Below are 13,124 nucleotides of genomic sequence, written 5' to 3' on the forward strand. Positions count from 1 at the left end.
CCTCCTTATGCTTAGAAGAAAAGATGTACTATTTTAAGTTCGAAGGAGCCTTTCGGTTGTTCACTCCCTGTTCATTCTAACAAGCAAGCTCAAACATTAAAACAACCATTTGAATATATAATTGACAATTCAGCGAAAAATTTATACACTTACATTAATCAAACGTTCGTTTGAATGTTTAACTATGAGGTGTATATTGAATACCAGTCGTATTTTTAAAGGAGTTGGTGATGCTGGTAGCCACGATTTTTACCGCGGTTGTCGCTTATGTTGCGACAAGCATTGATTACGTCATTATTTTGCTGATCCTTTTTTCGCAGACGCTGAAAAAAGGCCAATTAAGATCCATTGTCGTTGGACAATATTTAGGAACTACCATTTTGGTGGGTGTCAGCCTGTTGGCTGCCTACGGCTTGACACTTGTCCCCCCTCATTGGGTCGGTTTGCTGGGCCTCATTCCCATCTACCTGGGTATCCGGGTCTGGAAACGAGAAGAAGAAGAGGAAGACGAAGAGAATCTTTTGTCCCGCCTGTCTTCAGGAAAGCCCAACCGTTTGTTTATCACTGTGACAGTCATCACCTTGGCAGCAGGCGGCGATAACATCGGCGTGTACATACCGTATTTCTCAACCCTGAATCCAAGTGAGACCGTTGTGATGCTGGTCGTCTTCGCCATTTTGGTCGCTGTCTTGTGTTACCTCAGTTACCGTTTGGCATCCATTAAAACAATCTCGGAAACGATCGAGAAATGGGAGCATTGGATTGTCCCCATTGTCTTTATTGGACTCGGCATCTTGATTATGATGGAGAACGGAACCTTCCGTTTCCTTTGGGAATTGGTGAGTTAAGGTGATTTTCAAAGCTTTGAATGACTAGAGGAAAGTGAACTGCTGGAAGAACGAAACGAAAAAGGAGTGAAAGAAATTGGCAAAAGATATTTGTGATGTGGTCTGTATAGATGAAGAAAAGGTGGAACGAGTCCAGCAACAATTGGCGGAACAGAATCCATTGGAAGTGGCGAAAATCTTCAAGGCGTTGTCGGACGATACGCGTATCAAGATTGCCTATGCCCTCTCGCTGGAGGACAAACTTTGTGTGTGCGACGTGGCGAATATCATCGGCTCTTCCACCGCAACCGCCTCCTACCACCTGCGCTTGTTGAAGAATATGGGACTCGCGAAATACCGCAAGGAAGGTAAATTGGTCTACTACTCACTGGATGACGCGCATGTGAAACACTTGGTACAAGTGGCCTTCCTCCATCAGAAGGAGGTCGTTTCCGTTGGTTGAAAAAACAAAGGAAACCGAAGACAAAACCGTTTACCGGGTTGAAGGCTTCTCGTGTGCGAACTGCGGGGAAATTCGAAAAGAACGTCAAGCAGATTCCTGGAGTCCAAGATGCGAAAGTGAACTTCGGAGCTTCCAAAATTGCGGTTTACGGCGCAGCGACGGTCGAGGAATTGGAAAAAGCCGGTGCCTTTGAGAACTTGAAAGTGGCACCGGAAAAACTGAAACGCCAACCGGTTCCTGAAGTGAAGGTGGCAGTCGAAGACAAAAGTGTTTACCGGGTCGAGGGCTTTTCGTGCGCAAACTGTGCCGGAAAATTCGAGAAGAATGTGAAGCAGATTCCGGGCGTCCAGGATGCCAAAGTGAATTTCGGTGCATCTAAAATTTCCGTTTATGGGGCAGCGACCATCGATGAACTGGAGAAAGCCGGTGCCTTTGAAAACCTGAAGGTGGCGCCTGAAATAACCGGACGTCCAGCTATCCCGAATACCGGAACTGAAAAAGCGACCGAACGAACAGAGAAAAAAGTGCCATTCTACCAAAAGCACAGCGTCCTGCTCTACTCCGCCCTGCTGATTGTCTTCGGGTACGTTTCCCAATCTGTGAACGGGGAAGATAACCTGATGACGTCCCTCCTGTTTGTGGCAGCCATTGCCATTGGTGGGTACTCACTCTTTAAGATCGGCTTGCAGAACCTGATTCGTCTGGATTTCGACATGAAGACCCTTATGACCGTCGCGGTCATCGGGGCAGCCTTTATCGGCGAATGGGCGGAAGCGTCCATCGTGGTCATCTTGTTTGCCATCAGTGAAGCACTGGAACGCTATTCGATGGACCGAGCCCGGCAATCCATCCGTTCGTTGATGGACATTGCGCCGAAAGAGGCACTGGTCCGGCGGAATGGCCAGGAACTTCTAATCTCGGTGGACGACATTGTGGTGGGCGACACCATGATTGTCAGACCCGGCCAGAAGATTGCAATGGATGGCACGGTAACTAACGGCTATTCGGCGGTCAATCAGGCAGCAATTACCGGTGAATCCGTGCCGGTTGCCAAGACCGTGAACGATGACGTCTTCGCCGGCACGCTGAACGAAGAAGGCTTGCTGGAAGTCCAAATCACCAAACTGGTCGAAGACACGACCATCGCAAAAATCATTCATCTGGTCGAGGAAGCGCAGGGCGAACGCGCCCCATCACAGGCATTTGTCGACAAGTTCGCGAAATACTACACACCGATCATCATGGCAGTAGCTGCACTCGTGGCCATTGTTCCGCCTCTTCTGTTTGATGCCAGCTGGGAAACCTGGGTTTATCAAGGATTAGCTGTTTTAGTGGTAGGTTGTCCGTGTGCGTTGGTTATTTCGACACCGATTTCAATCGTATCGGCCATCGGGAACGCAGCGAAAAAAGGCGTGCTAATCAAAGGCGGCGTCTACTTGGAGGAAATGGGTGCACTGAAGGCCATCGCGTTCGATAAGACTGGTACACTGACTAAAGGAGTTCCGGTTGTAACGGATTTTGAAGTTATAAACAAACAAATAAACGAAAAAGAGCTGCTTTCCATCGTGACAGCGCTGGAGTACCGCTCGCAGCATCCCCTTGCCTCCGCCATCATGAAAAAAGCGGACGAGGAAAATATCCCTTATACCTCTGTCTTAGTCGAAGAGTTCTCTTCCATCACCGGCAAAGGAATTAAAGGAACTGTCGAAGGAATTACGTACTACATCGGCAGCCCGATTCTCTTCAACGAGCTGGGCGCTGCAAGTGCCGATCACACCCTGGACCAAACCGTAACGGCGCTGCAAGAACAAGGCAAAACCGCGATGATCATCGGCACGGAACAACACATCCTGGCGATAATTGCCGTGGCCGATGAAGTCCGGGACTCCAGCAAGGAAGTCATCCAGAAGCTGCACGATATGGGCATCAAGAAGACGATCATGCTGACGGGCGACAACAAAGCGACCGGTCAGGCCATCGGCCGAGAGGTCGGTGTCACCGAAATCCAGGCCGAGCTGATGCCAGAAGACAAATTGAATGTCATCAAACGCTTACGGGCCGAGTACGGCAACGTGGCAATGATTGGAGACGGCGTGAACGACGCGCCGGCACTCGCCGCTTCTACCGTTGGGATTGCCATGGGCGGTGCTGGAACCGATACGGCTTTGGAAACGGCAGATGTCGCTTTGATGGGCGACGATTTGAGCAAGCTGCCATTCACGGTGAAATTGAGCCGGAAATCCTTGAATGTCATCAAAGCGAACATCGCGTTTGCCATCGGGATCAAGGTAATTGCGCTGCTGTTGGTCATTCCGGGTTGGTTGACCCTGTGGATCGCGATTATGTCCGACATGGGAGCTACTCTCCTGGTGGCCCTCAACAGTTTACGGCTGATGCGTGTAAAAGAATAAAAAGAAACAGCGTGCACCTGAAAAGATGCACGCTGTTTTTGCATTTCTATTAGAAGAAATTCATCGGGTTTACGGCGTTTGAACGAGCTCCGTTCCACGAGCCGATGTGAACTTCAAAGTGAAGGTGAGGCCCGGTAGAACGGCCTGTACTGCCGACCAGTCCAACCGTTTGACCTTGTGAAATTGCTTGGCCAGCTGAGACTTTAATGGCGCTCATATGAGCGTAAACTGTCGCATAGGATTGACCATTGATGGAATGTGTCAAGATGACGACATTTCCGTAGCCGCCCATTGCTCCTGCATAAGAAACATAACCAGAGGCTGCTGCAGAAATTGGCGTACCGGTTACATTGGCAATATCTTGCCCAAGATGCGATTCTGCCCCTGCTCCAATATCACGTCCGCCAAACCCAGATGAATAACGACCAGAAATTGGCCGAATAAATATCCCATTTGATGATGGCTGCGCTACTGTTTCTTTCGGAGCACTTACAGCTGCATCTTCAGCTTTTGGCGTGCTCACAGATTCTGTCTTAGCACTTTTGGCAGCTTCCGCTTCACGGGCTGCTTTAGCGCGCGCTTCTTCTCTTGCAGCAGCTTCTGCTTTGGCTTTTTCAGCGGCTAGTTTCCGTTGACGTTCTTCTTCCGCTTTTCTCGCAATTTCAGCTAGTCGGGCTTGTTCAGCGGCGATTTGTTGCTCCAAATCCGCACTAATTTCGATGACTTCGCTGCGTTGATTTTCCAAGCTGCCTTTTTCTGCTGCTAACCGTTGCTGTTCCGCTTCTAAATTCTTCACCAAGCCAGCCTGTTCTTTCTTCTGACCATCAAAGGTAGCTTTTAACTCAACAAGTTCCGAGCGGCGTGATTCCTGTTCGGCCAGTTTAGTTTCCACTTGAGCTTTTTGATCGGCCAATAACTCTTTGTCGGCCGCCTGATCACGCATAATCTCCCGGTCTGCTTCAATCAAGGTATTGACAGCGGAGAACCGGTCGATGAAATCGATAAAGCTATTGGCTCCAAGTAAGACGTCAATGTAATCCACGGAGCCGCCACTTAATTGAATGGCGCGTGCGCGTTCTTTCAACAATTCTTCACGTTCAGCAATTTTTTGTTTCAGTTCTTCAATTGACTTGTTCAATTCATCGATTTCGACTTTTGTCTGATCGATTTGAGCTTGGACATTGCTGATTTTGGCTTGGGTATCATTGATTTGGGTATTCAAATCCGCTATTTTCGTCGCCAGCTGTTCCAGCTTGGAAGCGTTTTGATTGATCTGCCCCCGCTTTTTCATTGATGCCGGAATTCAATTCACTTTGCTGCTGTTGTGCTTCTTGCTGTTTTTGTTCCAATTCGCTTAATGTATCCGCATTCGCTGTTGGCACTAAAATTGACAAGGCCAAGACAGAGGATAAACCGGTTACCATCCATTTCGAAATCAAGTGCTTGTTCCCCTTCCAGAATCTTTCTACTTTTTTGGTATGTATTAGTCGATTTCAGCTCCAAGTAGCTTGCACGGTGAAGCTAAAATTTATTGAGGTTACATGATTTTACTCTTTGCCGAATTACGCTTCTTTAAAAAATCCGACTTGCTTAGTATATCAGCTAAACATTTAATTCCTGTTACATTTATATTTCATTTTCTTCTAGCAACGAAATATTTGTTTGTTAATTTCAAATCCCGATTACTTAACAAATACGCTATTTATTAAAGTTGCCTACTTAATTTCTTTTACTCGAGAAGATGACTGAAGGAAAAATGAGGAACATGCAGAAATTAGAAACTGACAGGAGGCAGAGTGCATTGAATAACTATTGGAACAAAATCATTTATAAATTATGGTCCCCGGTCTACGATATATTCTTCAACGCGGGTCCCTTTCTGGCTGCACGGAAAAACGTGTTCCATGGAATAACCATCAATCCTCAACAACAAGTTTTGGTGGTCGGTGTCGGAACGGGAGCTGATTTAGAACTGTTGGATCTGGATGGAATGGAGATTACCGCCATAGACTACTCGGAAGATATGCTCAATCAAGCCCGAAAGAAGTTTAAAGACTCCTCCATTCAATTCATAGAAATGGATGCCCAACAAATGACATTCGCTGACAACCAATTTGATGTGGTCATCGGAATTTTGATTCTTTCCGTGGTTCCCCATGCAGAAGATTGTTTTAAGGAAATGGAAAGAGTGTTGAAGCCTGGTGGAGAAATACTGCTCTTTGATAAGTTCCTTCCTAGAGAAAAAAGCTCTCACTTCCTAAAAAAATGATTCGACCCGTCATTAAATTATTAGGAACCGATATTGGCTTAGACTTTGATAGATTGGTCGAAAATAATAATGGAACCTTACTTGTCAAAGAAGATGTCCCGGTCCTGTTCAATGGAATGTATAGAAAGATTGTTCTCAGCAAACAACGTATTTAAGGGGTTCATAAAAATATACTTACCTATATTATATGGAAGGTATTTAATCTATCTTGATAAGGACGGACTATCAACCGTGTTAAGTTAGAATTTATACAGGACTTAGCTTGACATTCCTTCACATTCTTCCTTATAATCAATATATGAACATATGCTCATATATTGATATTTTTTTATCCATTCTATTGGAGGTGTCTACCAACATGACGCAGGAGTTTGAAAAAGAAGTAGATTATATGGAAAACGAACATCCGTTGGATGAAGAAACCCTTTTTGTCGTCTCTCAAACATTCAAGGCATTGAGCGATCCGACCCGTATCCGTATCTTGAATTTGCTTTGTTCCGCGGAACACTCGGTGAACGAATTGGCTGAACGATTGGATTTGGGCCAGTCTACCGTGTCGCACCAATTGCGTTTTTTGAAGCAGCTGCGACTGGTGAAATACAGAAGAGCTGGGACCACTTTATATTATTCAAAAGACGACGACCACATCATGAACCTATTGAAACAAGCCATTGAGCACGCTGCGCATCATTGAGAATAAAATTGGAAAATGGCTAAAAGCATGAATGGCTTTATAAGGAAGAATAATTTTGAAAGGAGGAGTTGAAATGGCCCATGATCACAATCATGACCACACACACGGAGCAAACAAAAAGGTGCTGTTCATTTCTTTTTTAATCATTACAAGTTACATGATTATCGAGGCCATCGGAGGTTTTCTCACCAATAGTTTGGCGCTTTTAGCGGATGCCGGGCATATGCTGAGCGATTCCATTTCACTGGCGATTGCCCTCATTGCCTTCAAACTGGCTGAAAAAGTAGCGAACTACAGCAAAACCTATGGCTACAAACGGTTTGAAATTATCGCCGCGGTCATCAACGGTGCCACATTGATTGGCGTGGCCCTTTATATCTTTTATGAAGCCATTGACCGGTTTGCTAACCCTCCAGAAGTAGCAACGACCGGCATGCTCATTATCAGCGTTATTGGATTACTGGTTAACATCCTGGTCGCTTGGATTATGATGCGCGGTGGAGATACAGAAGATAACTTGAATATGCGTGGAGCGTATTTGCATGTACTGAGTGACATGCTGGGATCAATCGGCGCCATTGCGGCCGCCTTACTCATCATGTTTTTTGGCTGGGGATGGGCGGATCCCGCAGCAAGTGTAATCGTGGCAGTCCTCGTCCTACGAAGCGGGTACTATGTAACGAAGGCTTCTCTTCATGTGCTAATGGAGGGAACGCCTCAAAACATTGATGTAGAGGACGTCCTACAGACCATTAAAAAGACAGAGGGAATCCAAGGTGTTCACGATTTGCACATTTGGTCGATCACCAGTGGACTCAATGCCTTGTCGTGCCATGCGGTTGTAAATGATCAGCTCACCATCGCTGAGAGTGAAAGTATGCTGCATCGGATTGAACACGATTTGACGCACAAAGGAATTACGCATGTCACCATCCAGTTGGAAACCAGTGCCCATGAACATGATGAGTCCATTCTTTGTACGGCAAAAAATGAACCTTCACACGATCATCACCATTAGGATGAACAGTTGTAGTTCAATCTTTGTAGTTTTTTGATGCAAGAACTTCATTTTTTCGTTTGGTAAATAATTTAATATATTCCGTAATCAATTGTCTGTTACTTTTCTTCTGGAAGTTAGACTTCAATAAAATTATAAATATGAAAAAAGAGAAGAAGGTCAACCGGCCTCTTCTCTTTCTTGAATCTACTGTCTCTTTTCAGCTACCGTTGTTATAAAGGATATATTATGGAGCGGCAGTCAAAAAACAGGCTCTCCTTTAATTTTTCCATAATCCAATCATGCCTCTTCGGCGATAAATCACCTTTTCACGTTCAAGAACCTCGAGTATTTTAACAAGCATATAAGAAGGAATACTTAAATCAAAAGCTATCTCTTTGATTGTCTTAACCAAAACTCCATCTGCCGTAGAATTCTTCAGGAAGTATTTCATAAATCTCTCTCCATTTTTGATGATTTCCTTGCTTTCTTCGGCCAAACGATTCTGCGCCTCCTCTACCGCTCTTGGCTCTATAGACAACTTCATGTGCTCGTATCGATATTTCGTAAACATTTGGAAACCTCCTCTCCGCCTTGAATCGCACAAACCATCAAAATATAAAATCTTTTAACGAGCTTGGCTTAGTTCCGAAAGGATAATTTTCTTATGTAAGGTAACAGACCGACTATTATAAGCTTTAATTCATCAACTTGTGCACAAGCATAGGTATAAAAGGTTTTTTATTATCTAGTTAATATTCTATTTGTTGAACATTTGGAAAATCTATTTTTTCTTGATTATACAATGAGGATTTAGTTGAGAGTATGGTAATTACAATGCTCGTAAAATCACGCGGTGTAAAAAAAGAAAAAATTCATGAGAAGCTCTTTTTCTGTTGATAATCTGGTGAAATGCAAATATATACCATTTACTTTTGCAGTCACTTTACTCTTTCAATGACCTATTGTTTTAAACTTTTTTCTGCATTTGCTCTCCTTAAAGAAAGTAAGAGTTGAGATACAAGCGCTAGAATAGGCAATTCAATCAACGGACCAATAACCAAGGCCAACGCAATCAATGGCTGATCCGGAAAGGCAATGACCGCAATGGCCAGCGAAACGGGCGAATTGCGGGCGATGATTGTCAGGCTTAGACTCACCGTATCTTCATAGGAAAATTTCAGGGCCTTCCCCATCGATTGCGCCACAATAAAGTTCAGGCCAAAGAATAGCAAAACCGGCAGCAGCAAGATGGAAATGACTTCAAGGTTGTCGAGCAGGTACCTCCCTTGCGAAGCAAACATCGCCATGATTGCCAAGGATAAAAAGAAGATCTGTGCCATAGCGAAAAAAGGGACGAGTTTCTCATTCAAGAATCTCTCTTTCTTCCGCAAGGCATAGCGCGTCAAATGCGCCAGGGAGAATGGAAGCACTAGCACCAGTGCGATGCTTTCGCCGATAGTCGACAACGGGATCGGTTCGATCGTGCCGGCGAAAATGAATAGGTAGACCGGCAGCAGCACGACCTGCAGAATCAAATTAATTGGCAAAACGGACGTGGACAAAGGGACATTCCCTTTGGCAATCGAAATGAACAGCAAGTACCAGTCGGTACAAGGCGTCACCATCAGCATGATAAACCCGATCCATAGCGCTGGATGATCCGCAAGGAAAATAGCCCCCAGTCCCCACGCCACTAAAGGAGTCCAGACAAAATTGATAAGGATGCTGGCATTCAAGAACTTGCGATTTTTAAAAGCATCTTTCAAGTGCTGCAGTGGAATGGTTAGAAATAATCCATAGAGCATCAGCAACAAAAATGGCACGATGAAGGATCCGGCGTATTGTTCAAAAAAGTGGACATGACCGATCAATAGACCGATCCCCACTGCGGTTAAAATAATGACGGTTTGAAATCTCTCGAATATATTCATAACGACACTCCTTGTATAATAGAGAGAAAGTACGCGCGACCGACTCTTCTCTATTAGGATAACGGAAGTGGCAGCCGATTACTTTGCCAATCTTGACTTTGAATCCGAACGGAGGGGAAATCTTGAAAAACTATCAGTGGGAGGCAATTTTCAGCAATAACCAAAGCTATGACGGGGAATTCTATTACGCCCTCTCTACCACCAAAGCCATATGCCGGCCTTCTTGCCCTTCCCGTACCCCCAACCCCAAAAACGTATCGATCTTTTCCACCGTAGAAGAGGCCATCCAGCAAGGGTTTCGTCCTTGCCATCGCTGCAAGCCGAACCAATTGGCGTGGACGGGCTATAAAAAGGAACTGGCAGATCAAACAAAGCAGTACATCGACCTGCATTGCCAAGACCCAATCACCTTGGAAACCCTGCACGAAGCATTAGAAAAGAATCTTTATTACATCCAGCGTTCCTTCAAAGAAGTATGGGGAATTACCCCTCTTCACTACCTGCATCAAGTTCGAATTGACAAGTCCAAGGAATTGCTAAAAAAATCGGCTTACTCCATTACAGCCATCGGCTTAGAAGTGGGATACAATGACAGCGCACAGTTCACTAAAAAATTCAAAGTAGTGGAAGGAACAACACCTAAAGCATTCCGTAAAATGGCGATGAACTAATAAGCGGGCTGAACAAAAGTATAAAGACAATTTCTTCTATTCGCATAGTTTTTCCTGATGTCTCTTATGATGCAGTTGCCATTATGAATGTTTTAATAATTCATCATGAAAAGGCAACGATTTGAGCAAGCTGCCGTTTACGGGGAAATTGGGCCGGAAATCCTTGAATGTCATCAAAGCGAATATTGCATTTGCCATTGGCATCAAAGTGATTGCGTTGCTGCTGGTCATCCCAGGCTGGCTGACTTTGTGGATTGCTATCATGTCCGATATGGGCGCTACCCTTTTGGTCGCTCTCAACAGTTTACGATTGCTGCGTGTAAAAGAATAACATGAAAACAGCGTGTAACTGAAAAGATGCACGCTGTTTTTCAATTGCTATCAGAAAAAATTCCATGGGGTTCGCGGATTTCACGCAAACCCATGAGCTATCTGGATTTTAACATTATGGAATCAAAATCCAGATGAAATAGCAGATGATGAAGAGGAAAAGCTCATTGAACAATACCTGAAATCGATTCATTTATATGATATGGTCGCCAGTCTACAATAGGTTTTTAACACGGGCTATTCTCTAGCAGTCCGAAAAGAGATATTTCACGAAGTCAGCTTTAAAGAATGATGAAATCATAAAAGAAAATGGCCACCGATTTTAAATGGATTAAAAAACAAAGCTAATTTTAATAATGGCAAAATCAATTATGTTAAATCTGCTATCAGGGAAGGACAGTTCGAAGTAATTACGGTATAAATTGTCCGAAATAACAGTTTGATTTAAAAGGAGACAGCCTGTGGCTGCCTCCTTTTAATTGGTTCGATGATTTTCATGGTTAACCTCTTGGAGTTTTGCTTAAAAGGGCGCTAAATTTAAAGTAAGAGATAAAAAATACATGGTGTTTAAAAAAAAGATTATTTGTAAATTTCTTATCTTTTGTAGGGCTCCCATCAACTCCATCATTCACAACATTAACTAAATCAAGATAAGTATTGGGTTTACTTTATCTAAAATAATTCGACTCAATTCTATAATAACTATATATTACCATAGTCATTTATAAGCTCATTACTAAACTAAACACTCCCACGTTCTCACTGAGTTCTTTTCTTTATTTTCCCCATTTCAAACATGCGCTTTTCCAATTTTCTCTTTCGGATATCTTCGTTCTGTATAAAGAATTTGTTTATATTTTTTCACCCCAATTTCTATTCTATGAGAAATTACGACTTCTACTTCTTTCTTTATTATCTTTGGAAAGTCGAAATTACTTGCTCTAAAAAAATTATTTACATTTCCTTTATAAAAAATGTTAAATAATAGAGAAAGGGTTAAAAGAATCATAGAAATAATCATTTTTATACGCTAAAGTAGGTGAAGAAAACTAAACATAGGAGGAAATGAGATTTGAAAAAATGGATTATGATGCTATGTTTTGCATTAATTGCCTCAATAATCGTCCCACAAAGCCAAGCGAATGCAAGTGCGAATTTTAAAGACATCGGAGATACTCATCGTGCAAAAGCGGAAATCACCTATTTGGTGGATAAAGGTTTTGTCAACGGTGTTTCGAACACTCATTTTGTCCCGAGCAGACAAGTTACCCGGGGAGAAGCGGCAGCGATGCTTGGCCGGTCACTTGGTTTAAATGGAACCAAACAAAACACGGAATTCAGTGATGTCGGCTCAGGAAACTTTGCGTCAGGCTACATAAACGAAATGGTCAAACGCGGCGTCATCTCCGGATATCCGGATGGCACATTCAAACCGTACAAAGTATTGAAGCGCGGAGAAATGGCGATCTTGATCAACCGGGCTTTCGGCTACGGCGGCAATAGCGTTTCTGCAGCAGCAACCAACTTGATGAATAAAGGAATTGCCCAAGGTTTCCCGGATGGCACATTCGGAACTGAAGCAACAATCATCCGTGCTGACTTTGCCGTATTTTTGGCACGCAGCTTGAACGAAAGCTTCCGCGTGAAGCCAGGCGAAGTTTCATTCAGCACAACGATGTACGTAAACACAGGATCTGATACATTAAACATGCGTTCAGCGCCAAGCAATTCGGGTGCAGTCATCAGCAAATTAAAAAGCGGAACAGCAGTCGGCGTTGGCAAGTCGTCTAATGGCTGGTCTCATATCCGTGTAAACGGCGTAATCGGCTATGTCGCAACCAGCTATCTTTCCACAACGAAACCAGGATCTGTACTTCCAAGCCCAGCACCGATCGGCGGCAGTGATTTGACGGTTGTCATCGATCCAGGACATGGTGGAAAAGATCCAGGTGGCGTCAGTAACGGTTTTCAAGAAAAAGATATCACCTTAAATGTTGGACTTCATATGAAATCGTATTTTGACAAGACACCCATCTCAATTAAAATGACACGTTCAACAAATGTATTTATTGAGCTAAACGACCGAGCGAAGTATGCTTCTAAAAATACTGGTGATGTTTTTATCAGTTTGCACACGAATAAGTTTAACGGTTCAGCTAAAGGCCAAGAAACATTTTATTACGCAAGTACAGCAGCAACCAACCCTAAAGTCCAGCAGTCACGGGCTTTATCGATTTACCTGCAAGCACGTATGCAAGAAGCGTGGAATTTGCAGAATCGTGGCGTAAAAGTCGGCAACTTAGCTGTACTTCGAGACAATACAGTACCAGCTGCTTTAGTAGAAATGGGTTTTATAGATAATGCGACCGACATTAAATATCTCCAATCCGAAGCAGAACGAAAAGTGATGGGGAAAGCATTATTCCTTGGGACACTCGATTACTTTTACAACTATGAGGGTCGTATAGATGTTTTAACCTATTACAATACAGTAGGTGCATCTCCCAGTAAAAAACTTCATTAAACAA

The 13,124-nt window shown here is 43.7% G+C and carries 10 protein-coding genes and 2 pseudogenes; 9 read left to right on the plus strand and 3 right to left on the minus strand.

Translation table 11 applies throughout. The features are described 5' to 3' along the window. Positions 1-233 precede the first annotated feature (233 nt). From L0M13_RS09340 to L0M13_RS09355, 3 genes are all read left to right on the plus strand, one after another. Positions 234-848, plus strand: coding sequence for a CadD family cadmium resistance transporter (locus L0M13_RS09340; RefSeq protein ID WP_235199294.1), 615 nt, complete (start codon positions 234-236; stop codon positions 846-848). Between the two features lie 76 nt (positions 849-924). Beyond that, the gene (locus L0M13_RS09345) at positions 925-1,290 is read left to right on the plus strand and encodes an ArsR/SmtB family transcription factor (RefSeq protein WP_235196246.1); all 366 of its coding nucleotides are present in this window, start codon (positions 925-927) and stop codon (positions 1,288-1,290) included. A 242-nt stretch (positions 1,291-1,532) separates the two neighbouring features. Continuing rightward, on the plus strand, positions 1,533-3,701 hold the full coding sequence (locus L0M13_RS09355) for a heavy metal translocating P-type ATPase (protein WP_235199295.1): 2,169 nt from the start codon (positions 1,533-1,535) through the stop codon (positions 3,699-3,701). Between the two features lie 49 nt (positions 3,702-3,750). On the opposite strand, the pseudogene L0M13_RS09360 reads toward L0M13_RS09355, so the two are convergent. Next, positions 3,751-5,140, minus strand: a pseudogene (locus tag L0M13_RS09360) (murein hydrolase activator EnvC family protein). A 362-nt stretch (positions 5,141-5,502) separates the two neighbouring features. On the opposite strand from L0M13_RS09360, the gene L0M13_RS09365 reads away from it, so the two are divergent. From L0M13_RS09365 to L0M13_RS09375, 3 genes are all read left to right on the plus strand, one after another. Then, positions 5,503-5,970, plus strand: a complete 468-nt coding sequence (locus L0M13_RS09365; protein ID WP_311195543.1) for a class I SAM-dependent methyltransferase — start codon at positions 5,503-5,505, stop codon at positions 5,968-5,970. 358 nt (positions 5,971-6,328) lie between these two features. Next, complete coding sequence (locus L0M13_RS09370; protein WP_235196247.1) at positions 6,329-6,664, plus strand: ArsR/SmtB family transcription factor; 336 nt, start codon at positions 6,329-6,331, stop codon at positions 6,662-6,664. A 73-nt stretch (positions 6,665-6,737) separates the two neighbouring features. Next, a complete protein-coding gene (locus L0M13_RS09375) occupies positions 6,738-7,682 on the plus strand; it encodes a cation diffusion facilitator family transporter (protein WP_235196248.1) in 945 nt (314 codons plus the stop codon). A 259-nt stretch (positions 7,683-7,941) separates the two neighbouring features. On the opposite strand, the gene L0M13_RS09380 is transcribed toward L0M13_RS09375, so the two are convergent. After that, on the minus strand, positions 7,942-8,235 hold the full coding sequence (locus L0M13_RS09380) for a hypothetical protein (RefSeq protein WP_235196249.1): 294 nt from the start codon (positions 8,233-8,235) through the stop codon (positions 7,942-7,944). Positions 8,236-8,623: 388 nt separating this feature from the next. Then, positions 8,624-9,595 carry an arsenic resistance protein gene (locus tag L0M13_RS09385; protein ID WP_235196250.1) on the minus strand — a complete coding sequence of 324 codons (972 nt, stop codon included), beginning with the start codon at positions 9,593-9,595 and terminating at the stop codon, positions 8,624-8,626. A gap of 122 nt (positions 9,596-9,717) precedes the next feature. On the opposite strand from L0M13_RS09385, the gene L0M13_RS09390 reads away from it, so the two are divergent. The 3 genes and pseudogenes from L0M13_RS09390 (at position 9,718) to L0M13_RS09400 (ending at position 13,120) form a co-directional block, all read left to right on the plus strand. Further along, complete coding sequence (locus L0M13_RS09390; protein WP_235196251.1) at positions 9,718-10,266, plus strand: bifunctional transcriptional activator/DNA repair enzyme AdaA; 549 nt, start codon at positions 9,718-9,720, stop codon at positions 10,264-10,266. A gap of 112 nt (positions 10,267-10,378) precedes the next feature. Then, positions 10,379-10,597, plus strand: a pseudogene (locus tag L0M13_RS09395) (hypothetical protein); the annotation flags it as partial. A 1,071-nt stretch (positions 10,598-11,668) separates the two neighbouring features. Beyond that, positions 11,669-13,120: an N-acetylmuramoyl-L-alanine amidase gene (locus L0M13_RS09400; RefSeq protein WP_235196252.1), complete on the plus strand. Its 1,452-nt coding sequence runs from the start codon at positions 11,669-11,671 to the stop codon at positions 13,118-13,120. Positions 13,121-13,124 lie beyond the last annotated feature (4 nt).

It is taken from the genome of Planococcus sp. 107-1 (assembly GCF_021513255.1).
GTDB lineage: Bacteria > Bacillota > Bacilli > Bacillales_A > Planococcaceae > Planococcus.